Annotated in this window: 23 protein-coding genes and 1 riboswitch; of the genes, 11 read left to right on the top strand and 12 right to left on the bottom strand. The window is 70.9% G+C overall.

Annotated features, from left to right (window positions below; all coding sequences use genetic code 11):
• The first annotated feature begins 90 nt into the window (after window positions 1–90).
• On the top strand, window positions 91–303 hold the full coding sequence (locus FG385_RS06660; protein WP_139095721.1) for a PspC domain-containing protein: 213 nt from the start codon (window positions 91–93) through the stop codon (window positions 301–303).
• 58 nt (window positions 304–361) lie between these two features.
• Here FG385_RS06660 and groL read toward each other — a convergent pair whose 3' ends face one another.
• The 4 genes from groL to FG385_RS06640 form a co-directional block, all read right to left on the bottom strand.
• A complete protein-coding gene (gene groL / locus FG385_RS06655) occupies window positions 362–1,993 on the bottom strand; it encodes a chaperonin GroEL (RefSeq protein WP_139095720.1) in 1,632 nt (543 codons plus the stop codon).
• A 245-nt stretch (window positions 1,994–2,238) separates the two neighbouring features.
• On the bottom strand, window positions 2,239–3,585 hold the full coding sequence (locus tag FG385_RS06650; RefSeq protein ID WP_139095719.1) for a serine/threonine-protein kinase: 1,347 nt from the start codon (window positions 3,583–3,585) through the stop codon (window positions 2,239–2,241).
• A gap of 25 nt (window positions 3,586–3,610) precedes the next feature.
• Complete coding sequence (locus FG385_RS06645) at window positions 3,611–3,817, bottom strand: cold-shock protein (RefSeq protein WP_139095718.1); 207 nt, start codon at window positions 3,815–3,817, stop codon at window positions 3,611–3,613.
• A 101-nt stretch (window positions 3,818–3,918) separates the two neighbouring features.
• A complete protein-coding gene (locus FG385_RS06640; RefSeq protein WP_139095717.1) occupies window positions 3,919–4,533 on the bottom strand; it encodes an AIM24 family protein in 615 nt (204 codons plus the stop codon).
• A 73-nt stretch (window positions 4,534–4,606) separates the two neighbouring features.
• On the opposite strand from FG385_RS06640, the gene moeA reads away from it, so the two are divergent.
• Window positions 4,607–5,809: a molybdopterin molybdotransferase MoeA gene (moeA, locus tag FG385_RS06635; RefSeq protein WP_200834346.1), complete on the top strand. Its 1,203-nt coding sequence runs from the start codon at window positions 4,607–4,609 to the stop codon at window positions 5,807–5,809.
• Window positions 5,810–5,819: 10 nt separating this feature from the next.
• On the opposite strand, the gene FG385_RS34310 is transcribed toward moeA, so the two are convergent.
• Window positions 5,820–5,987, bottom strand: a complete 168-nt coding sequence (locus tag FG385_RS34310; protein ID WP_200834330.1) for a hypothetical protein — start codon at window positions 5,985–5,987, stop codon at window positions 5,820–5,822.
• Window positions 5,988–6,211: 224 nt separating this feature from the next.
• On the opposite strand from FG385_RS34310, the gene FG385_RS06630 reads away from it, so the two are divergent.
• From FG385_RS06630 to FG385_RS06620, 3 genes are read left to right on the top strand one after another with little or no spacing between them, the layout of a single operon-like run.
• Complete coding sequence (locus FG385_RS06630) at window positions 6,212–6,931, top strand: phosphatidylserine decarboxylase (protein ID WP_139095715.1); 720 nt, start codon at window positions 6,212–6,214, stop codon at window positions 6,929–6,931.
• 3 nt (window positions 6,932–6,934) lie between these two features.
• Window positions 6,935–7,888: a CDP-diacylglycerol--serine O-phosphatidyltransferase gene (pssA, locus tag FG385_RS06625; RefSeq protein WP_139095714.1), complete on the top strand. Its 954-nt coding sequence runs from the start codon at window positions 6,935–6,937 to the stop codon at window positions 7,886–7,888.
• Window positions 7,889–7,943: 55 nt separating this feature from the next.
• The gene (locus tag FG385_RS06620; RefSeq protein ID WP_139095713.1) at window positions 7,944–10,160 is read left to right on the top strand and encodes an AAA family ATPase; all 2,217 of its coding nucleotides are present in this window, start codon (window positions 7,944–7,946) and stop codon (window positions 10,158–10,160) included.
• 24 nt (window positions 10,161–10,184) lie between these two features.
• Here the strand turns inward: FG385_RS06620 and FG385_RS06615 are convergent, their stop codons facing one another.
• Both FG385_RS06615 and FG385_RS06610 read right to left on the bottom strand, forming a co-directional pair.
• Window positions 10,185–10,817 carry a LytR C-terminal domain-containing protein gene (locus FG385_RS06615; protein WP_139095712.1) on the bottom strand — a complete coding sequence of 211 codons (633 nt, stop codon included), beginning with the start codon at window positions 10,815–10,817 and terminating at the stop codon, window positions 10,185–10,187.
• Window positions 10,814–11,122, bottom strand: coding sequence for a DUF3263 domain-containing protein (locus tag FG385_RS06610; protein ID WP_139095711.1), 309 nt, complete (start codon window positions 11,120–11,122; stop codon window positions 10,814–10,816). Before FG385_RS06610 ends, FG385_RS06615 begins: the two co-directional genes overlap by 4 nt.
• Before the next feature lie 127 nt (window positions 11,123–11,249).
• Here FG385_RS06610 and FG385_RS06605 point away from each other — a divergent pair, with 127 nt between their 5' ends.
• From FG385_RS06605 to thiD (FG385_RS06585), 5 genes are all read left to right on the top strand, one after another.
• Window positions 11,250–11,813, top strand: a complete 564-nt coding sequence (locus FG385_RS06605; protein ID WP_139095710.1) for a peptide deformylase — start codon at window positions 11,250–11,252, stop codon at window positions 11,811–11,813.
• A 247-nt stretch (window positions 11,814–12,060) separates the two neighbouring features.
• Window positions 12,061–12,975 (top strand): S1C family serine protease, encoded by a 915-nt coding sequence (locus tag FG385_RS06600; protein ID WP_139095709.1) that lies wholly within the window; start codon window positions 12,061–12,063, stop codon window positions 12,973–12,975.
• Window positions 12,976–13,165: 190 nt separating this feature from the next.
• On the top strand, window positions 13,166–14,794 hold the full coding sequence (gene thiC, locus FG385_RS06595; protein ID WP_327436817.1) for a phosphomethylpyrimidine synthase ThiC: 1,629 nt from the start codon (window positions 13,166–13,168) through the stop codon (window positions 14,792–14,794).
• A complete protein-coding gene (gene thiD, locus FG385_RS06590; protein WP_139095708.1) occupies window positions 14,794–15,612 on the top strand; it encodes a bifunctional hydroxymethylpyrimidine kinase/phosphomethylpyrimidine kinase in 819 nt (272 codons plus the stop codon). The genes thiC and thiD (FG385_RS06590) overlap by 1 nt, the downstream gene beginning before the upstream one ends.
• Before the next feature lie 5 nt (window positions 15,613–15,617).
• Complete coding sequence (gene thiD / locus FG385_RS06585) at window positions 15,618–16,442, top strand: bifunctional hydroxymethylpyrimidine kinase/phosphomethylpyrimidine kinase (RefSeq protein ID WP_139095707.1); 825 nt, start codon at window positions 15,618–15,620, stop codon at window positions 16,440–16,442.
• Here the strand turns inward: thiD (FG385_RS06585) and FG385_RS06580 are convergent.
• The 4 genes from FG385_RS06580 to thiO all read right to left on the bottom strand — a co-directional run bounded on the left by FG385_RS06580 (window position 16,439) and on the right by thiO (window position 19,034).
• Window positions 16,439–16,906 carry a MarR family winged helix-turn-helix transcriptional regulator gene (locus FG385_RS06580; RefSeq protein ID WP_139095706.1) on the bottom strand — a complete coding sequence of 156 codons (468 nt, stop codon included), beginning with the start codon at window positions 16,904–16,906 and terminating at the stop codon, window positions 16,439–16,441. The genes thiD (FG385_RS06585) and FG385_RS06580 overlap by 4 nt on opposite strands.
• 73 nt (window positions 16,907–16,979) lie before the next feature.
• A complete protein-coding gene (gene thiG / locus FG385_RS06575) occupies window positions 16,980–17,741 on the bottom strand; it encodes a thiazole synthase (RefSeq protein ID WP_200834329.1) in 762 nt (253 codons plus the stop codon).
• Window positions 17,742–17,745: 4 nt separating this feature from the next.
• Complete coding sequence (thiS, locus tag FG385_RS06570) at window positions 17,746–17,946, bottom strand: sulfur carrier protein ThiS (RefSeq protein WP_139095705.1); 201 nt, start codon at window positions 17,944–17,946, stop codon at window positions 17,746–17,748.
• Window positions 17,946–19,034, bottom strand: a complete 1,089-nt coding sequence (gene thiO, locus FG385_RS06565) for a glycine oxidase ThiO (protein WP_139095890.1) — start codon at window positions 19,032–19,034, stop codon at window positions 17,946–17,948. Before thiO ends, thiS begins: the two co-directional genes overlap by 1 nt.
• A riboswitch (TPP riboswitch) is annotated at window positions 19,029–19,137 on the bottom strand. Its footprint overlaps the gene before it by 6 nt.
• 30 nt (window positions 19,138–19,167) lie before the next feature.
• Here thiO and thiE point away from each other — a divergent pair.
• A complete protein-coding gene (gene thiE, locus FG385_RS06560) occupies window positions 19,168–19,827 on the top strand; it encodes a thiamine phosphate synthase (protein WP_139095704.1) in 660 nt (219 codons plus the stop codon).
• Here the strand turns inward: thiE and FG385_RS06555 are convergent.
• Complete coding sequence (locus tag FG385_RS06555) at window positions 19,824–20,648, bottom strand: hypothetical protein (protein WP_139095703.1); 825 nt, start codon at window positions 20,646–20,648, stop codon at window positions 19,824–19,826. The two genes, thiE and FG385_RS06555, sit on opposite strands and share 4 nt — an antisense overlap.
• Between the last annotated feature and the right edge of the window lie 89 nt (window positions 20,649–20,737).

The raw sequence follows: 20,737 nt of genomic DNA, 5'->3' as shown, positions 1-20,737 counted from the left end.
TGGACCAGCTCCAGCTCAGGGATGGAAACCCGGGTGGGTTCAGGGCCGTTCCCTGATGTCCACGGGGTCTGCCCGGCCGACCATGGAGTCATGACAAACAACGTGAACACCATCAAAAAGCTCCGCCGCAGCACGAGCGACCGCATGATCGCCGGAGTCTGTGGCGGCTGGGCCGAGTACCTCGGCGTGGACGCGTCGATCCTGCGGATCGCGATGGTCGCGCTCACCGTCTTCAGCGGCGGCGCGGCCGCGCTCGTCTACGGCGCCTGCTGGTTCATCACGCCCGAAGACACCGCCGAATAAGCGGAAGGGGCTCCGGCGCCGAAACGCCGAAGCCCCTTCCGGGCACTAATGGACGACCTCAGAAGTCCATGCCGCCCATGCCACCGGACGGGTCACCGGCCGGCATGGCCGGAGTCTTCTCCGGCTTGTCGGCGACGACCGCCTCGGTGGTGAGGAAGAGCGCCGCGATCGAAGCGGCGTTCTGCAGCGCGGAGCGGGTGACCTTCGTCGGGTCGGGCACACCGGCCGCGAGCAGGTCCTCGTACACGCCGGTCGCGGCGTTGAGGCCGTGACCCGCGGGCAGGTTCCGCACCTTCTCCACGACGACGCCGCCCTCGAGGCCGGAGTTCACCGCGATCTGCTTGAGCGGAGCCTCGACCGCGACCTTGACGATGTTGGCACCGGTGGCCTCGTCGCCGGTCAGCTTGAGACCCTCGAAGGCGATCTCGGCAGCCTGCAGCAGGGCGACGCCACCACCGGCGACGATGCCCTCCTCGACGGCGGCCTTCGCGTTGCGCACCGCGTCCTCGATGCGGTGCTTGCGCTCCTTGAGCTCGACCTCCGTCGCGGCACCGGCCTTGATGACGGCCACGCCGCCGGCCAGCTTCGCGAGCCGCTCCTGCAGCTTCTCACGGTCGTAGTCCGAGTCGGAGTTCTCGATCTCCGCGCGGATCTGGTTGACCCGGCCCTGGATCTGGTCCGCGTCGCCGGCACCCTCGACGATGGTCGTCTCGTCCTTGGTGATGACGGCCTTGCGGGCGCGGCCCAGCAGGTTCAGGTCGGCGTTCTCCAGCTTGAGGCCCACGTCCTCGCTGATCACCTGGCCACCGGTCAGGATCGCGATGTCCTGCAGGATGGCCTTGCGGCGGTCACCGAAGCCGGGCGCCTTGACGGCGACGGACTTGAAGGTGCCGCGGATCTTGTTGACGACCAGCGTGGCCAGGGCCTCGCCCTCGACGTCCTCGGCGATGATCAGCAGCGGCTTGCCCGACTGCATGACCTTCTCCAGGACCGGGAGCATGTCCTTGACGTTGGCGATCTTCGAGCCGAACAGGAGGATGTACGGGTCCTCCAGCTCGGCTTCCTGACGCTCCGCGTCGGTGACGAAGTAGCCCGAGATGTAGCCCTTGTCGAAGCGCATACCCTCGGTGAGCTCGAGCTCGAGGCCGAAGGTGTTCGACTCCTCGACGGTGACGACGCCTTCCTTGCCGACCTTGTCGAGCGCCTCGGCGATCAGCTCGCCGATGGTGCGGTCCGCGGCCGAGATCGAGGCGGTGGCAGCGATCTGCTCCTTGGTCTCGACCTCCTTCGCGGCCTTGTGCAGCTGCTCGACGACAGCCTCGACGGCCGTCTCGATGCCACGCTTGAGGGCGATCGGGTCGGCACCGGCGGCGACGTTGCGCAGACCCTCGCGCACGAGCGCCTGGGCGAGCACGGTGGCGGTGGTGGTGCCGTCACCGGCGACGTCGTCGGTCTTCTTGGCGACTTCCTTGACGAGCTCGGCCCCGATCTTCTCCCACGGGTCCTCGAGCTCGATCTCCTTGGCGATGGAGACACCGTCGTTGGTGATGGTCGGCGCGCCCCACTTCTTTTCGAGCACGACGTTCCGGCCCCGGGGGCCGAGCGTCACCTTGACGGCTTCGGCGAGGGTGTTGAGGCCGCGCTCGAGACCACGGCGGGCGTCCTCGTCGAACGCGATCAGTTTGGCCATTGCGGTGTTGTCCTCCGGTATTGGGCGCTGCGTGGCCATTCCTGGTTCGGGTGCCAGCAGCAGGACACGTCCTTCGGCCAGGCTCGGTGCCCGCGACGGACGACTTTCCCCGGTTACACCCCGGTTCCGGCCTCACCGTCCCGACCTTTCAGGCGAGCGGTCGGCGACCGCCCGTCTAGCACTCGACGGTGCCGAGTGCCAACCTCGTGTTTAGCACTCTCGACTCCAGAGTGCAAGAAGCACACTCAGGCAGACGGCTTGATGGAGATGGTGGCGGGCGGCGGATTGTTCGAGGACGGCGCGGTGCTCGCGCCGCCGCTCGGGCCGACGGGGATCTCGGGCGCGGACGGCGAACCGCCCCTCGTCAAAAGGACGACGGCCACCACCGCACCAGCCACGACGAGGGCCCCGAGCAGCAGCCACAACCACAGCAGCCGGCGCTTCTTCAGTGCCTGTTGCGGCGGGTACCCCTGCGGCGGGCCGTAGCCGTACCCCGGCTGGGGCGCGCCGAACGGCGGGCTGTGGTAGCCGGACTGGTGGTAGCCCTGCGGCGGGCCGTACTGCTGCTGCGGCGGGTATTGCTGCCCCCAGCCCGGCTGCTGCCCCCACCCGGGTTGCTGGGGGGCGGGCTGCTGGGGGTACGGCTGGGATTCCGGCGTCCACGGGCGGCCGGGCTGCTGCCCGTACCCCGCCGGATCGCCCTGCTGTCCTGGCTGCACGCGCACCACCTCCGGGCTCTGGTCCGTCGCGGCCGGGCCGAGGGCCTTGCGCGCGCTGGCGATCAGCTCGACGCAGTCGTCGTAACGGTCGGCCGGGTTCTTCGCCATCCCCTTGCGCACGACATCATCGATCGCCGGGGGCAGTGACACCACCCGGGACACCGGCGGCGGTTCCGCGGCCAGGTGTCCCTTGATGACGGCCGGCACGTCGCCGGAGAACGGCGGCCCGCCGGTGAGGCAGGCGTAGAGCACACAGGCGAGCGCGTACTGGTCCGTCCGGCCGTCGAGCGGTTCACCCCGCAGATGCTCGGGCGCGGCGTAGGTGGGCGAGCCGAGAAAGTCACCGCCACGGGTGCGGTGCCCCGTCGTGCCGCGGCGGGTCAGCCCGAAATCCGCGACGTAGACGTGCTCGCGCGCCGACTCCCGGCTCGTGACCAGCACGTTGGCCGGTTTGACGTCGAGATGCACCAAGCCCCGGTTGTGCAGGCTGTCCAGCGCGTCGGCGACCTGGTCCAGCAGTCGCAGCGTGCGGTCGGGCGGGATCGGGCCCGCCGAAATCAGGCTCGCCAGATCCGCCCCGTCCACCAGGCGCATCGCGATGTAGTGCATGCCGTCGATCTCGCCGAAGTCGTACAGCGGAACGACATTGGCATGATCGATGGCCGAGGTGTTGCGGGCCTCGTCGACGAAACGCTCGCGGAACTCGGCGTCCGCACCGAGGTGCTCACCGATCACCTTCAAGGCCACCTTGCGCCCGAGCCGGACGTCGGTGGCCCTGTACATGACGCTCATGCCGCCCTTGCCGAGCACACCGTCGATGCGGTAATTGCCCAACCGGCGACCGGTGAGGTCCCCCGACACTTCGCCTGTCACGTAGCGAAGCGTAGCCGCCCGAGAGCTATGAGAGTTTTCGGACGTCCGCTGCCTGGCTGCGACCGTCGCGGCCGGCCTGGATCTCGAACTCCACCTTGTCCCCCTCGTCGAGGGTGCGGAATCCGTCGGACTGAATCGCCGAGTAGTGGACGAATACGTCCGGGCCGTCGGGCGAGGCGATGAACCCGTAGCCCTTCTCGGAATTGAACCATTTGACCGTGCCGACTGCCACGGCGTCCTCCTTGCCACCAAAGAACACTGGGAGACCGTGCCGAACCGGTGTCCCGAGATGCGATCACGCTACCGGATTAATGGCGGCGGGCAATGGCTAATTCACCGAGATTTTCGAGCCTGAACCAGTACGGTGCCCGGCCCGGCGAAGTCGAGTGCCAGCCCGTCGCCCGTCCTGATCGACTGCGGGCCGGCGGGATCGAGCGCGCGCAGGCGGCATTGGACACTGTCCGGATAGGCCAGCAGGTACTGCGGGCGCACCGTGATCAGCTCACCTGCCTCGATCGTCAGCGCGTCGACCGGGCCGGCGCAGGCGAGCACGAGCGGTCCGGTTCCGCTGTAGTGCTCGAGAAAGCCGCCGTCGCTGCCGAAGAGCGCCTGCAGCGCCTGCCAGCCCGCATCGACGCGGACGGTGGACGGCCGCGCGAGGAAGGCCTGCTTCGCGACGTTCCAGCCGGTGCGGCCGTCGAACTCGAGCGGGTAGACGTCACCGGGGCCCTCGGGCGCGAGATCCACCCAGCCGCCTTCCTTCGGCGCGGTGAACACCGACGGCGAGCCCTTGCCGTGCGCGCGCAGACCCCCGCGCGCCTGCTGCACCTCGGTGACGCCGAAGCTGTTCGCGATCAGCGTGCCGGGCACGGCCTGTACCGCCTCACCGGGCGCGAGACTGATCCGCGCCACTCCGAACGCCGGCGTGTGCCGCGTGTGGACCTGCAACGTTCTCCCCCCGGAAGGTCGATCGAAACGGGGTGAGTGTCGCACGCGGCGCGGACGAGGCAGGATGGTCACCGTGGTTTCCGTTGACGAGTACCGTGCCGAAATCGTTTCCCTCCTGGGCACCGCGCCCGCGGTGAGCCTGCCGCTGGCCGACTGCGCCGGCCTCGTGCTCGCCGAGGACGTGCTCGCGGGCGTCTCGCTGCCGCCGTTCGACAACTCCGCGATGGACGGCTACGCCGTGCGCGCGGCCGACGTCGCCGGGGCGAGCCAGGACAGCCCGGTGGAACTGCCGGTCGGTGAGGACATCCCGGCCGGCCGCGTGGACGTGCCCGAACTGCCCCCGGGCACCACGCACCGGATCATGACCGGCGCGCCCATGCCGCCGGGCGCCGACAGCGTCGTCATGGTCGAGCGCACCGACGGCGGGACGGAGCGGGTGCGCATCCACGAGGCCGCGGTACCGGGCGCCCATATCCGGCACGTCGGCGAGGACGTCACGAAGGGCTCGGTCGCGCTGACGAAGGGCACCGTGCTCGGCCCGGCTCAGCTGGGCCTGGCGGCCGCGGTCGGGCTGGACAAGCTGACCGTGCGGAGGCCGTTGCGGGTGCTCGTCGTGTCCACCGGTTCGGAACTGGTGGTGCCGCCTCGCGAGCTCAAGCACGGGCAGATCTACGAGTCCAACAGCATCACGCTCGCCTCCGCGATCCGCGCGCTCGGGTGCGAGGCCGAGGTCGCGATGAGCATCGACGACGTGGGCATGTTCCGGTGGAGCGTCGAACCCCGGCTGGGCGAGTTCGATCTCGTGGTCACCTCCGGCGGGGTGAGCGCCGGCGCGTACGAGGTGGTCAAGGACGCGCTGACCGGGCTGGGCGTGAAGTTCCAGAAGGTCGCGATGCAGCCGGGCGGCCCGCAGGGCAACGGCCGGTGGAACGGCATCCCGGTGGTGACGCTGCCAGGCAATCCGGTGAGCGTGCTGGTGTCGTTCGAGGCGTTCCTGCGCCCGGCGATCCTGACCGCGCTCGGCCACGGCACCGTCGACAGGCATCGCGTGCGAGCCACCCTGACCGAACGGCTGCGCTCGCCGGCGGGGCGGCGGCAGTTCCGCCGGGGCTACTACTCGCAGCGCGACGGCCAGGTGACCGGTGAAGTCGGCCCGCGCGGCGGCCCCGGTTCGCACCTGCTCGCCGCGTTCACGCAGGCCAACTGCCTGATCGTGCTGCCGGAGGACGTCACGGAGGCAGCGCAGGGCGCCGAAGTCGACGTATTGCTGTTCTGAGGGAAGCGGGTCACTCGCCGCGGCCCGCCGGCGTGGCGCCCTCACGCGCGGCGCTCACGATCGCGACGGCCGTCGCCAGATCGACCAGGCAGGGGAACGGCACGCTGCAGATGTCCCGCCGCCACTGATCGAACAGCTCCCCCAACCACCCGTCGGGTGCGAGTTCGGGCGCTGTCATGACGGGATCCTCTCTGCTGTTACTACGTTCTGCATCGGCCGGTGCGACTTTGCGTTACTGTTTCGGTCGGATTGGTAACAGCGATGGCCCCGGATGGGTGCACCCTCAGACCGCACCGACGCTCCACCGGGCGGTAGCGTGGTTACCCAGATCGGCGAACCGCCACGCCGGTCGAGGCCCGGTTGAGACCAACCGGTTACCTTTGCCGAACCCACGGGAACGTGATGAGCCCCAAACCGCCGGAGCAGGCGGGCAACGCCGTTGCCCACGCCCTGCAACTGGCTCGTGAAACCCTTCCTCCGATGCACCCGGCCGGCCGGCCGTTCGTCGCCGGCGGCCTCGCCGCGACACTGCTGCTGCGCCGCCTGTCCAAACCGCTCGGCACGATCGTCGGGCTGGCCACGCTGGGCACCGCCGCATTCTTCCGCGAGCCGCGCCGCGTGCCGCCGGAGCGCGACGGCCTCGTGCTGGCCGCGGCGGACGGTCTCGTGTCGCTGATCGAGCAGGCCACCCCGCCGCCCGAGCTGGGCCTGCCTGCCGAGCCGCGCCAGCGGGTGAGCGTCTTCCTGTCCCTCTTCGACGTGCACGTGCAGCGTGCACCCGCGACCGGGATCGTGGAACGCATTGCGTACCGGCCGGGCAAGTTCCTCTCCGCCGACCTCGACAAGGCCAGCGACGACAACGAGCGCAACTCCGTGCTGCTGCGCACGGTGGACGGCCACGAGCTGGTGATCGTCCAGATCGCGGGACTCATCGCGCGCCGCATCTTGTGCGAAACGGCCGAAGGCGACAAGATCTCGGCCGGTCAGACCTACGGGCTGATCCGCTTCGGCTCGCGTGTCGACCACTACCTGCCCCCGGGCAGCCGGATCCTGGTCGGCAAGGGCCAGCGCACGATCGGCGGCGAAACCCCGCTCGCCGAGCTCCCGCAGGGGAAGGACTAGGGCATGGTCCGGGTGGTGACCCCGAGCGTCCGGCTGCTGCCGAACGCGATCACGGTGCTCGCGCTGTGCGCCGGGCTGTCGGCCGTGCAGTTCGCGCTGACTCACGACTATGTGCTCGCCATCGGCGCGATCGGGGTGGCCGCGGTACTCGACAGCCTCGACGGCCGGATCGCGCGCCTGCTCGACGCCACGTCGAAGATGGGCGCCGAACTGGACTCGCTGTCCGACGCGATCTCCTTCGGTGTCGCGCCCGCGCTCGTCCTCTATATCTGGCATACCGACGCCCAGCGCATCGGCTGGGTCACGTCGCTGGTTTTCGCGGTCTGCATCGTATTGCGGCTCGCTCGCTTCAACACGCTGCTCGACGTAGAGAAACCGCCGTACGCCAACGAGTTCTTCGTCGGCGTACCGGCACCGGCCGGCGGTCTGCTGGTCCTGATGCCGGTCGTCCTGTCCCTCCAGTACGGCACGGGCTGGTGGTCGGCCGAGCCGGTGGTCTGGCTGTGGACCGTCGGCATCGCGCTGCTGCTGATCAGCCGGATCCCGACGCTGTCGCTCAAGACCGTCAAGGCCCCCGCGAAGGCGGCCGCGCCGCTGCTGGTCGGGGTCGGCCTGCTGGCCGCGGCGATCATCCAGTACCCGCTGCTCGCGCTGGTCGCGGCGTTGCTGCTGTACCTCCTGCACATTCCTTACTCGATCCGCCGCTACCGCTGGCTGGCCAATCACCCGGAGGCGTGGGGCGTACCGCTGCGGGAGCGGCGGGCGATCCGGCGCAGCACGCGAAGGCTGCGGCTGCGGACCCCGAAGCTCGCGGGCGCCGGGCGGCTCGCGGTCCGGTTGCCGCGCACGGGCCCCGGGCATGTCGTGCGGGTCCGCACCTTCCCGCCGGACGGCGAGCAGCGCAACCGTCGCCGTAGCTGGCGGCGGATGGGCCTGCGCCAGCGAGGGGACCGGTAGGACGCTGCCGCGATCGACCCCGAGCTCGTCGCCCAGTAGAACGTAAGGTGAAGCCGTGAGTTCGCCTCAGATCACGCTGACTCTGCGCCACACGCCCTCCGCGCTGGACACCCGCCGTGGCGTCGTGCGGCTGCACCCCGAGGTACTCGACGCGCTGGGGCTGCGTGCCTGGGACGCGGTCCACCTGACCGGCGCCCGCCGCAGCGCGGCGCTCGCCGCACCCGCCGAGCCGGGCAACCCGCCGGGGACGGTGCTCGCGGACGACGTGACGATGTCCAATCTCGGGGTCGCCGAAGGCGCAGAGGTCGTGCTCGCCCCCGCGGCGGTGTCGGCCGCGCGGTCGGTCACCGTCGCCGGATCCAGGCTCGCGAGCGGCTCGGTTTCGCCGCATACGCTGCGGCTCGCGTTGATCGGCAAAGTCATCACGGTCGGCGACGCGGTATCGCTGCTGCCACAGGACCTCGCGCCGGCGCCCGGCGCGGATGTCGCGTCGGTCCGCGGTCAGCTGTCCCGCGCGATCGGCGCCACCTGGACCTCGGAACTGCTGACGGTCACGGCGACCGAACCGGCCGGAGCGGTCGCCGTCGGCCAGTCGACGGTGGTGAGCTGGCGCAACGGCGCGGCCACCGCCTCACCGGCGCCGGCGCCGGCGGCGGTTTCGGCACCGGCGCCCGCGCCGCAGCCGGTGTTCGAAGAGGACGGGGAAGCGGTACCGGTGACCGACCTGGTGGGCGCGCAGGCGCAGGCGCGGACCCTCGCCGAATGGTTCGACCTCGCGTTCCGCCGCCCCGAACTGCTGGCCCGCCTCGGCACGACGGCGCGGCTCGGAGTGCTGCTGTCCGGCCCCGAAGGCGTTGGCAAGTCGACGTTCGTCCGCTCGGTCGCCGCGGCCGAGAAGGTCCGGGTGCTGAGCCTCGCCGCGCCCAATATCGCCGTCCTGGAGCCGAATTCGGCCGCGGCCGCGTTGCGGGAGGCGATCGCACAGGCGAGCACCGGCGAGCCGACCGTGTTGCTGGTGACCGACATCGACGCACTGCTGCCCGCGGCCAACCAGCCCCCGCTCGCGACGATCGTGCTCGACGAGTTGCGCACGGCGCTCGGCAAGCCGGGGTTCGCGCTGATCGTGACGACGGCCCATCCCGAGGCCTGCGACTCACGGCTGCGCGGGCCCGACCTGCTCGACCGCGAACTGTCGATCCCCTTGCCGGACGGGAAGATCCGCACGGAGCTGCTGCGGATCCTGCTCCGCGACGCACCCGTCGAGTCCGGTGTGGACTGTGGCGAGCTGGCGGAGAAGGCACCGGGTTTCGTGGCCGCCGATCTCATCGCGTTGCGCCGGGACGCCGCCCTGCGTGCCGCGCTCCGCCAGCGCGACGCCGAGGAACCTCGGATCTCCCAGCAGGACCTGCTGGCCGCGCTCGCGACCGTCCGGCCGATCTCGATGTCCGCTTCGGACACCCTGGCCACCGGCGGGATCACGCTGGACGACGTCGGCGACATGACCGAGGTGAAGCAGTCGCTCACCGAGGCCGTGCTGTGGCCGTTGCGCTACCCGGATTCCTTCGCCCGCCTCGGTGTCGCGCCGCCGCGCGGGGTGCTGCTCTACGGGCCGCCCGGCGGGGGCAAGACGTTCCTGGTGCGCGCGCTGGCCGGCACCGGCGCGCTGAGCGTGTTCGCGGTCAAGGGCGCGGAACTGCTGGACAAGTGGGTCGGCGAGTCCGAACGCGCCGTCCGCGAACTGTTCCGCCGCGCCGCGGAAGCCGCCCCGTCACTGGTGTTCCTGGACGAGATCGACGCGCTCGCCCCAAGGCGCGGGCAGTCCAGCGATTCCGGTGTGGCCGACCGGGTGGTGGCGGCGCTGCTCACCGAACTCGACGGGATCGAACCGGTACGCGACGTGGTCGTGCTCGGCGCGACGAACCGGCCGGACCTGGTCGATCCGGCGCTGCTGCGGCCGGGGAGGCTGGAGCGGCTCGTCTACGTCCCGCCGCCGGACGCGGAAGCCCGCGCCGAAATCCTGCGCGCCACGGCCAAGAACACGCCCTTGGCGTCCGATGTGGACCTGACCGGGATCGCGGCCGCGCTGGAGGGCTACTCGGCGGCGGACTGCGCGGCCCTGATCCGCGAGGCGGCGCTGACCGCGATGCGCGAGTCCCTGGACGCGAGCGAGGTGACGGCCGCGCACCTGAGCACCGCGCGCTCGGTCGTCCGCCCCTCGCTGGACCCGGTCCAGCTGGCCTCGCTCGCCGCCTACGCCGCCCACCGCCAATAACCCCGAGATCTACCTTCGCGTGCGCTACGAGCCCTTGGCGTGCAGCCCCTGGTAGTCGTTCGTGACGATGACGATCACGCCGGGGCTGGCGTTCTGGATGCCCTCGAATCGGGGCGCGGCCTGCATGTTGTACGCGGCCGCGATCGCCCTCGCCGCGGTTTCCTCGTCCGTGCCCGGGGTGTAGTACGCGGTGGTCGTCGGGATGATCCCGTACGGATAGTTCGACACCTCGGCGACGTTCCAGCCGCCGGCGCGCAGGTCGTCGGCGGCGCGCGCGGCGAGCCCCTTGATGGTGCTGTTGTTGTACACGCGCACCGGCACCCACTTGGCCTCGGCCTGGCCGACGGGCACACCACCGTTCGGCGGCGCCGGCTGCGTCGCCGAAGCGCCCGGCGGCGACGCGGGCTGGCTCGTGGCGGGCGGCGGACCGGCCGTGGTCGTCGTCGGAGGCGCGGCGGACGACGCCGTCGGCGGCGCCGCGCTCCCACCCGGACCGGACGGCGGCGGTGCGGCGGAACTCGACGGCTGGGCGGTGTTGCTGGGGCCGCCACCGGACACGGCCGTCACGATGCCGACGATCGCGGCGCCGGCGGCGATCACGAGCAGCACGACCCCGGCCAGGCGCATCGGCCGGGACAGGCCCTGGAAGAAGTTCATCGTCCCTCGATCCCCAGCCGCCGGGCGACGCGGTTGCGCGCTCGCGTGGTGCGCAGCTTCCGCAGCCGCTTCACCAGCATCGGGTCGGCCGCCACCGCCTCGGGCTTCTCGAGCAGCCGGTTGAGCAGCTGGTAGTACCGCGTCGGCGAGAGGTTGAACTGCTTGCGGATGGCTTCTTCCTTGGCCCCGGCGTGGCGCCACCACTGGCGCTCGAAAGCCAGGATCGCGACCTCGCGCTCGGACAGGCCGGCAGCCGCCTCGGGCGGGGACGGCCGCCCGCCGGCCATCGACTCCGCGGCGTCCATCTAACTCCTCAACTCACCGAAGAACACGGTTGTCATTCCGCGGCGCCATTCAACCATGGCCAGGGGTATCAGGTGCGGGATCACGGCCCGGCGCGTCACGGTCCGCCAGTAGGTACGATCGCCGATTGTGACGATTCACCCCATCCGCATCGCCGGCGATCCCGTGTTGCACAACCCGACGCGGGAGGTCGAGAAGTTCGACGAAGAACTGCGCACGCTCGTCGACGACATGTTCGAGACCATGTACGCCGCCGAGGGGGTGGGCCTCGCCGCCAACCAGATCGGGCTCGGCCTGCGGCTGTTCGTCTACGACTGCCCCGACGACGAAGGCGTCCGGCACAAGGGTGCCGTGGTGAACCCGAAGCTCGAGACGTCGGCGATCCCGGAGACGATGCCGGACCCGGACGACGACTGGGAAGGCTGCCTCTCCGTCCCCGGCGAGTCGTACCCGACCGGCCGGGCCGCGTGGGCGAAGGTCACCGGGTTCGACGCCGACGGCAGCCCGCTCGAGGTGGAGGGCACCGGCTACTTCGCCCGCTGCCTCCAGCACGAGACCGACCACCTCGACGGCTATCTCTACCTGGACCGGCTGATCGGGCGGCACGCCAGGGAGGCCAAGCGGATGCTCAAGCGCAACAAGTGGGGCGAGCCGGGCCTGTCCTGGCTGCCGCCGAAGGAGCAGGCCGGCTGACGAGCCACTCGCGGCCACCCCGTCGCGGACAGGCGATGTTCCCGCTCGGGGCCGGGATCGCGCTCAGCGGGTGGTATCTGGGCGAACGCCCGGCCTCATCCTGATTTCGCTCCTGGTGAAAGGGACGCACGGCCGGACACTTCGGGCGCACACTGGTGACAACCAGCAGCCGCGAAGCGGCTTCCACCAGGGGTGGTGGTCGGGCCGGCGGGTGGGGGTAATGGTGTAATTCGGGGTGGTGGTCTCGGTGGATGACTCCGACTTCCTCGACGCCTATTCGCGAACGGTCAGCACGGTCGCGGCGGAGGTGACGCCGCATGTGGCGAGCCTGCGGCTGGCACGCGGCGGTGGTTCCGGCGTCGTCTTCAGCGGCGACGGCTACCTGATCACCAATGCGCACGTCGTCGGGCGGGACCGGCGCGGGGTGGCGACCTTCTCCGACGGCACGGAAGCGGACTTCACGGTGGTGGGCGCGGACGCGCTGTCCGACCTCGCGGTGGTCCGGGTCGGTGACGCGCCGCCGCCGGCGACGCTGGGCGACGCGGACAAGCTCGTCGTCGGGCAACTGGTGGTCGCGGTCGGCAGCCCGCTCGGGCTCGCCGGATCGGTGACGGCCGGGGTGGTCAGCGCGCTCGGCCGGTCCCTGCCGGTCCGCACGGCCAGGGCCGGGCGTGTGATCGAGAACGTGATCCAGACCGACGCGGCGCTGAACCCCGGCAACTCCGGTGGCGCGCTCGCGGACTCGAGCGGCCGCGTGGTCGGCGTGAACACGGCTGTCGCGGGTATCGGGCTCGGCATGGCGGTGCCGATCAACGGCACGACGCGCCGGATCGTCGACACCCTGCTGGTCGAGGGCAAGGTGCGGCGCGCGTACCTCGGCGTGGTCGGTGTCCCGGCGCCGCTGCCGGACGAGGTCGCCGAGCACACGGGCCAGCGTGCGGGCCTGCGCGTGGTGGAGGTGGTCCCGGGCGGCCCGGCCGCGCGGGCGGGTCTGCACGCGGGGGACCTGGTGCTGACCGTCGGGCGCGCGCGGGTGTCGGACGCGCAGGACATCCAGCGCCAGCTGTTCGGCGAGGTCATCGGCACCCGCCTGCCGATCACGGTGCTGCGCAACGGCGCGATGGTGGACGTCGTCGCGGCGCCGACGGAACTGACCGGCTGACGGTGCTCTGATCAGGTGCGGGTTCCGCACTTGTCCTCGCCGCCCCCGCGTGGCAAGGTCGAAAGCACAACAAAAATTCGCGGGAGCTCGCGCCTTGGCGGGCTGAGAGGGTGGCTGGTGTCCGTTCGGACCCGGTGCCGCCGACCGCCGAACCTGACCGGGTAATGCCGGCGTAGGGAGTGACTCTGCTTTGACGACCCTGGAGAACAACACTGCCGTCAGTGTCACCACCGGGCCGATCACCGGATCACGGAAGGTCTATCACGCGGGCGAATCGGGCCTGCGCGTGCCCGCCAGGCGGATCGACCTCTCCAACGGTGATCACTTCGACGTCTACGACACGTCGGGCCCGTACACGGATCCGGACGTCAAGATCGACGTCCACAGTGGACTCCAGCCGCTCCGCAGCGGCTGGTCGCGGGAGCACAACACGCAGCTCGGCTGGGCCAAGGCCGGGGTGATCACGCGCGAGATGGAGTTCGTCGCGGCGCGCGAGCGGGTCAGCCCCGAGTTCGTCCGTGACGAGGTCGCGCTCGGCCGGGCGATCATCCCGGTCAACCGCAGGCATCCCGAGAGCGAACCCATGATCATCGGGAAGAACTTCCTGGTGAAGGTCAACGCGAACATGGGCAACTCGGCCGTCTGGTCCTCGGTCGAGGAAGAGGTCGACAAGATGGTGTGGGCCACCCGCTGGGGCGCCGACACGATCATGGACCTGTCCACCGGAAAGCGCATTCACGAGACGCGGGAATGGATCCTGCGCAACTCGCCGGTCCCGGTCGGCACCGTGCCGATCTACCAGGCGCTGGAGAAGGTCGGCGGGGAACCGGAAAAGCTCTCCTGGGAGAGCTACCGCGACACGGTGATCGAGCAGTGCGAGCAGGGCGTGGACTACATGACCGTGCACGCCGGCGTGCTGCTGCGGTACGTGCCGCTCACCGCGAACCGCGTCACCGGCATCGTCTCGCGCGGCGGTTCGATCATGGCCGCCTGGTGCCTCGCGCATCACCGGGAATCCTTCCTGTACACGCATTTCGAGGAGCTCTGCGAGATCCTCCGCTCCTACGACGTCACGTTCTCGCTCGGTGACGGCCTGCGTCCCGGTTCGATCGCCGACGCGAACGACCGCGCGCAGTTCGCCGAACTGGAGACCCTCGGCGAACTGACGCACATCGCGCGCGAACACGACGTGCAGGTCATGATCGAGGGCCCCGGCCACGTGCCGATGCACAAGATCAAGGAGAACGTGGAGCTCGAGGAACGGCTCTGTGGCGAGGCTCCGTTCTACACCCTCGGTCCGCTCGCGACGGACATCGCACCGGCCTACGACCACATCACCTCGGCCATCGGCGCGGCGCAGATCGGCTGGTACGGCACCGCGATGCTGTGCTACGTCACCCCGAAGGAGCACCTCGGCCTGCCGAACCGGGACGACGTGAAGACCGGCGTGATCACCTACAAGATCGCCGCGCACAGCGCCGATCTCGCCAAGGGGCACAAGTACGCGCAGGAGTGGGACGACGAGCTGTCCAAGGCCCGCTTCGAGTTCCGCTGGAACGACCAGTTCAACCTGGCGCTCGACCCGGACACCGCGCGCTCGTTCCACGACCAGACCCTGCCGGCCGAACCGGCCAAGACAGCGCACTTCTGCTCGATGTGCGGGCCGAAGTTCTGCTCGATGCGCATCACCCAGGACGTCCGCAAGTACGCCGAGGAGCACGGGCTGTCCACTGTGGACGCGATCGAGGCCGGGATGCGGGAGAAGTCCGAGGAGTTCGGCGAGCACGGCAACCAGGTCTACCTGCCGGTCGTGGATTGATGTCCGGCACGCCGCGGACCGCCCTCACCATCGCCGGATCCGATTCCGGCGGTGGTGCGGGCATCCAGGCCGATCTGCGGACGTTCTTCGCCTGCGGCGTGCACGGGATGACGGCGATCACCGCGGTCACCGTGCAGAACTCCCTTGGCGTGCAAGGGTTCACCGAGATCCCGGCGGACGTGGTGACCGCGCAGATCAGGGCGGTCGCCGACGATATGGGCGTGGACGCGGCCAAGACCGGGATGCTGGCCACCGCGGAGATCATCGAGGCGGTCGCCAAGACGCTCGACGAGGTCCGCATCGGACGGTCGGCCGGCACGCCGTTCGTGGTGGATCCGGTCGCCGCTTCGATGACCGGGGATCCGCTGCTGCGCGAGGAGGCCCTGGAGGCGATCCGCACGGAACTGTTCCCCCGGGCCACGCTCGTCACGCCGAACCTCGACGAGGTGCGGCTGCTGACCGGCGTCGAGGTGACCGACCGGGAAAGTCAGCGCCGCGCGGCGGACGCCCTGCTGGCGTTCGGGCCGCAGTACGTGCTGGTCAAGGGCGGGCATCTGGAGACCGACCCGGAATGCGTGGACCTGCTGTCGGACGGTTTCCAGTACATCGAGTTGAGCGGCCCGCGGTACCAGACGAAGAACACCCACGGCGGCGGTGACACGCTCGCCTCGGCGATCACGGCGTCCCTGGCGCAGGACCTCGGCGTGCCCGACGCGGTCGCCGAGGGCAAGCGGTTCATCGAGCGGTCGGTGCTGGACGCCTACGAACTCGGTGCCGGTGTCGGCCCGGTGTCGCCGTTCTGGCGGCTGCGACACTAGAGGGCATGGTTCCTAGTGCACTGACGATCGCGGGTTCCGATTCCGGCGGGGCGGCGGGACTGCAGGCTGATCTGCGGACCTTCCTGACCTGCGGGGTGCACGGTCTCGTCGCGGTGACGGCGGTGACCGTGCAGAACACGCTCGGCGTGCACGACCGGTCGGACGTCCCGCCGCAGATCGTCGCCGGGCAGATCGAAGCGGTGGCCGCGGACATGGGCGTGAGCGCGGCCAAGACGGGCATGCTCGCCTCGGCGGAGATCATCAAAGCCGTCGCCGACGCGTGCGACCGGGCGGGCATCGGCCGGGACCACGCCGTTCCGTTCGTCGTCGACCCGGTCGCGGCGTCGATGCACGGCCACGCGCTGTTCGACGAGGACGGCTTGTCGGCGCTGCGGGACCTGCTGCTCCCACGGGCGACCGTGCTCACCCCGAACCTCGACGAGGTGCGGCTACTGACCGGCCTGACCGTGACGGACCACGCGGAGATGCATGAGGCGGCGATGGCCCTGCACGCGCTGGGGCCGCGGTACGTCCTGGTCAAAAGCGGACACCTGACGCAGGACCCGGAATGTGTGGACGTCCTCTACGACGGCGAGTCCTTCCTGGACCTACCGGGCCCGCGCATCGCGACCCCGCACACGCACGGCGCGGGCGACTCGATGGCCTCGGCGCTCACCGCCGGTCTGGCGCGCGGGATGACGGTGCAGGACGCGGCGAAGTTCGGGAAGTGGTTCGTCAGCAACGCGGTCGCGAACGCGTATCCGATGGGCGCGAAGGTCGGCCCCGTTTCGGCGTTCTGGCGGCTGGCGCCGGAACAACGCGACTCCTAGTCGTCGTCCGACAGGAGGGCTTCCAGCGCCACCAGGCCCCTCGCCAGATCCTCCTGCAGTTCCGGCGACAGCCGGTCGATGCGCTTGTTCAACTCGTGCACCCGGGTCGACCGGAGGCCGGACATCATGCGCTCGCCCTCCTCCGTCGCGGTGGCCAGCCACGCCCGCCTGTCGATCGGGTCGGGCTCGCGGCGGGCGTACCCCGCGTCCACCAGGCCGGCCACGATCCGCGACATGGTCGCCGCCGCCACGCCTTCCTTCGCCGCCAGGTCACCCAGCCGCATCGAGCCGGACACGACGAGCGTCGCCAGCGCGGAGATCGAACCGTGGCCAGGGCCGGGCGACCCGGTCTGCCGCAGCGATCGGGACAGCCTGCCGACCGCCAGGAACAAGCGCCCGGCGACATCCTCGGTCGTCGACGTGTCCACCTCGGGCTCCTTCTGTTCGCCTGCCCCCCGGTCCATCAAAGGGTGCCGACAACCATACGTGGTCCGGGTGCCGGAGTGCGGTCAACATCCGAATCCGGACGTTTCGCCCTTACCTGGCCGGAGACGACGCCTGTGCCCAGAAGCGCTGCGGGATCCGCCCGGCGCCCCGGGCCAGCCGCCCGGCGAGCACCGCCGAGCGCATCGCGTGCGCCATCCGCTCCGGGTCCTGCGCCCTGGTCACCGCGGTGGACAGCAGGACCGCGTCGCAACCCAGCTCCATCGCCAGCGCCGCGTCCGACGCCGTCCCGATACCGGCGTCGAGCACGATCGGCACCCCCGCCCGGGACACGATGAGCTCGATGTTGTGCGGGTTGCGGATCCCGAGCCCGGTGCCGATGGGCGCGCCGAGCGGCATCACCGCCGCGCAGCCCGCTTCCTCCAGGCGCAGCGCGAGCACCGGGTCGTCATTGGTGTACGCGAACACCGTGAACCCGTCGGCCGCCAACTGCTCCGCGGCGTCGAGGGTTTCAACGGGATCGGGCAGCAGCGTCCTGTCGTCGGCGTGCACCTCGAGCTTGATCAAATCCGTCTCGAGGGCCTCCCGCGCGAGCTGCGCGGTCAACACCGCCTCCGCCGCGCTCCGGCAGCCCGCGGTGTTCGGCAGCAGGCGGATGCCCAGCCGCCGCACGAGTTCGAGCACCCCGGACCCGCCGTCGGCGTCCGCGCGCCGCATCGCGACCGTGGTCAGCTCGGTCCCGGAGGCGACCAGCGCCCGCTCCAGCACCGCGAGGTTCGCCGCGCCGCCGGTGCCGATGATCAGCCGGGACCCCAGCTTGTGCTCCCCGATCGCCAGCGTGTCGCCGTCCAGCATGCGCTCACCCACCTTGTACCGCCGTCAGGATCTCCAGCCGCGCACCGGCCGGCACGATCGCACTGTCCCAGTCGCCCCGCCGGACGACCACTCCGTCCAACGCCACGGCGACCCCCTTCGGCGCCGTGCCCAGCGCCCTGAGTACCCCGGTGACGGTCGTCTCCGCCGGGAACGCCCGCCACTCGCCGTTGACCTGTACTTCCATCACTTCCCTCCCAGCCGGTGTGGATCCGCCGCCACGACCTGCTCAGGCGGGGCTTCGCCGTCGAGCCACGCGACGATCGCGTCCGCGGTCACGGGGGCCATCAGCAGACCGTTGCGATGATGCCCGGTCGCCGCGTACACGCCCTCGTCGAGCTCACCGATGAACGGCAGCGCGTCCACGCTCGCCGCGCGGAAGCCCGCCGCGGTCTCGACGAGTTCGTACTCGTCGATGCTCGGGAAGAGCCGTGCCGCGCCTTCGAGCAGCTCACGCACGCCCCGCGCACCCACCGTCTCGTCGAACCCGGCCTCGTACTGCGTCGCCCCGAGCACCAGCTCTCCGCCGGCGCGCGGCACCAGGTAAACCGGGCGCCCCTCGACCACGGCGCGGACCGTGCGCGACGGCGGTGGCAGGCTCGTCCGCCGGGCGCGCAGCCGCAGGATCTCGCCCTTGAGCGGTCGCACCGCCAGCGCCTGATGCAGCCGCCCGCTGCGGGCACCGGCAGCGATCACCACGGCGTCGCAGTTCAGCTCGCCCGAAACCGTCCGGACGCGGCCCGGACCGACGTCGATCGCGTCGTCGTCGACGAACTTCACGCCGTGCCGGATCGCCGCGGCGTGCAGTGACCGCAGCAGCCTGCGGTTGTCGACGGCAAGGTCACCCGGCACCAGCAGGGCGCGAACCCCGTTGACCCCCGGTTCGAGCGACCGCAGCCGGCGGCCGGCGACGGACTCGACCTCGCGGCCGACCGACCGGAGGTACTCCGCGAGCACGCCCAGCTGATCGGCGTCACCGCGGTCGAGCGCGACCACGACCGTGCCTGCCGTGGACAGTCCCGGGTCACCGCCATCGGCGGACAGCGCGGCCGCGAACTCCGGCCAGCGCCGCAGCGACTCCTCGCCCAGGCTCAGCGCGGCTTCCTCGCCCGGCCAGGCTTCGGTGATCGGCGCGAGCATGCCGCCTGCCACCCACGAAGCCCCTCGTCCTGGCGACGGGTCGAGCACCGTCACGCGATGCCCGGCGGCCGCGGCGCGCCAGGCCACGGACAGGCCGATCACGCCGCCACCGACGACTGCCAGCTGGTTGACCACAGAAATCACGCTCCCTGCGCCGGCATGATCCGGATCAGGTTCCACGGTCGGAGCGGTGACGGCTCCCTCTCAGCCCGTGCCTCGGGCTCCCGTGCGGACATCACCACTCTAGCTCGTGAGCTAGCGTGAAGACATGCCAGGCCTCACCGGAGACGAGATCAGGAAGCGGCTCGACGCGGCGCGGCTGTACCTGTGCACCGACGCGCGCGCCAGCCGCGGCGACCTCGCGGAGTTCGCCGACGCGGCGCTGTCCGGCGGCGTCGACATCATCCAGCTTCGCGACAAGACCGGCGGCGCTCCGCTGGAGGCCAAGCAGGAACTGGCCGCGCTCGAGGTGCTCGCCGAAGCGTGCGCCCGGCACGGCGCCCTGCTCGCGGTGAACGACCGCGCCGACGTCGCGCTCGCCGTCGACGCGGACGTGCTGCACCTGGGGCAGGACGACCTGCCGGTCCCGCTGGCCCGCCGGATCATCGGCGACGCACCCGCCATCGGCCGGTCGACGCACGCGATCGAAGAGGCCAAGGCCGCGGAGGTGGAGCCCGGCGTGGACTACTTCTGCACCGGCCCGTGCTGGCCGACGCCGACCAAACCCGGCCGCCCGGCCCCGGGGCTCGAACTGGTGCGCGCGACAGCGGGGTCGAAGCGGCCGTGGTTCGTGATCGGCGGGATCGACCACGAGCGCCTGCCCGAGGTGATCGAGGCAGGCGCGACGCGCGTCGTGGTCGTGCGGGCGATCACCGAGGCGGAGGACCCGGCCGCCGCGGCGCGCCGGATCGTCGCGGCGCTGCCTTAGCCCGGCGCCGAAGTGGGGCTGGCGCTCTCCGTTGGCGTCTGCGCCGGGGTCTGGGAGGCGCTGCTCGGCGGCGCCACCTGCTGCGTCGGCGTGGTTGACGTCGGAGTCTGGCTCTGCTGAGTCGACGGGGCCGTCGAGTTGGACGGCTGTGACGACGGTGTCTCGGTGACCGTCGTGGTCTCCTGTGTGGTGGTCGGGGTGCCGGCCGGGGACCTGCCGACGACCTGGCTGAACGTCGTACCCGAACCGCCCGAGACCGCGTGCCCGGTGAGTTTCTCGAACCCGGTCAGCGCGAACATCCCGATGACGAACGCGGCGACGCTGGTGGTGACGATGAGGAACCACCGGTTACGCCACCACGGCGGCTTCGGCCGGGGCTCCACCGGCTTGGGGATGTACACCGTGCGTTCGCCGTCGGCGGACTGCCCGGCGCCGGCTACCGGAAAACGCTGGGTGGGCTGCAGCTGCGGCGGCAGGTTGAGCTGCTGTGTCCGCTGCTGCGGCGGCCCCGGACTTCGCTGGACGAGCGGGTTGGCCGGCCGCGTCGCCGGCGGTTCGACGTAGCGCGTCTCCTGCCGCAGGCGGGTGTCGGTCAGGACCGAGGCCGTCTTGCGGGCGGCCTCCCTGGTGCGGCGCAGTGAGCGCAGATACAGCTCGCCGCCGACGGTGGTGATGATGCTGGCGATACCGGCGCCCACCACCGTGCCCGCCACCCCGAGTGTCGAGCCCAGGAACGCGGCGGTGATCGCCGCCAGTGCCGAAGCGGCCACTTGTGCCGGTTTGAGACCTGTTCTCCCGGTCTCCTTCTCTTCCCCGGTCATGATCCCGATCTGCTCGCAAGGTCGCCCAAACTGTTACCTCAACGTGCTTGTCGACCGGAATGCTCCCAGCGTTAGCCGATTCGTGAGCA

The organism is Amycolatopsis alkalitolerans (genome assembly GCF_006152065.1).
GTDB lineage: Bacteria > Actinomycetota > Actinomycetes > Mycobacteriales > Pseudonocardiaceae > Amycolatopsis_E > Amycolatopsis_E alkalitolerans.
This window is presented reverse-complemented; position numbering and strand designations above follow the sequence as displayed.

Coding starts and splice junctions, on each gene's coding strand:
- FG385_RS06660 (WP_139095721.1), top strand. CDS start 91: ATGACAAACAACGTGAACACCATCAAAAAGCTCCGCCGCAGCACGAGC.
- thiS (WP_139095705.1), bottom strand. CDS start 17,946: ATGGAAGTACAGGTCAACGGCGAGTGGCGGGCGTTCCCGGCGGAGACG.
- FG385_RS06615 (WP_139095712.1), bottom strand. CDS start 10,817: ATGAACTTCTTCCAGGGCCTGTCCCGGCCGATGCGCCTGGCCGGGGTC.
- thiG (WP_200834329.1), bottom strand. CDS start 17,741: ATGCTGGACGGCGACACGCTGGCGATCGGGGAGCACAAGCTGGGGTCC.
- pssA (WP_139095714.1), top strand. CDS start 6,935: ATGGTCCGGGTGGTGACCCCGAGCGTCCGGCTGCTGCCGAACGCGATC.
- FG385_RS06580 (WP_139095706.1), bottom strand. CDS start 16,906: ATGGACCGGGGGGCAGGCGAACAGAAGGAGCCCGAGGTGGACACGTCG.
- FG385_RS34310 (WP_200834330.1), bottom strand. CDS start 5,987: ATGACAGCGCCCGAACTCGCACCCGACGGGTGGTTGGGGGAGCTGTTC.
- FG385_RS06630 (WP_139095715.1), top strand. CDS start 6,212: ATGAGCCCCAAACCGCCGGAGCAGGCGGGCAACGCCGTTGCCCACGCC.
- thiE (WP_139095704.1), top strand. CDS start 19,168: ATGCCAGGCCTCACCGGAGACGAGATCAGGAAGCGGCTCGACGCGGCG.
- FG385_RS06610 (WP_139095711.1), bottom strand. CDS start 11,122: ATGGACGCCGCGGAGTCGATGGCCGGCGGGCGGCCGTCCCCGCCCGAG.
- FG385_RS06555 (WP_139095703.1), bottom strand. CDS start 20,648: ATGACCGGGGAAGAGAAGGAGACCGGGAGAACAGGTCTCAAACCGGCA.
- thiD (WP_139095708.1), top strand. CDS start 14,794: ATGTCCGGCACGCCGCGGACCGCCCTCACCATCGCCGGATCCGATTCC.
- groL (WP_139095720.1), bottom strand. CDS start 1,993: ATGGCCAAACTGATCGCGTTCGACGAGGACGCCCGCCGTGGTCTCGAG.
- thiD (WP_139095707.1), top strand. CDS start 15,618: ATGGTTCCTAGTGCACTGACGATCGCGGGTTCCGATTCCGGCGGGGCG.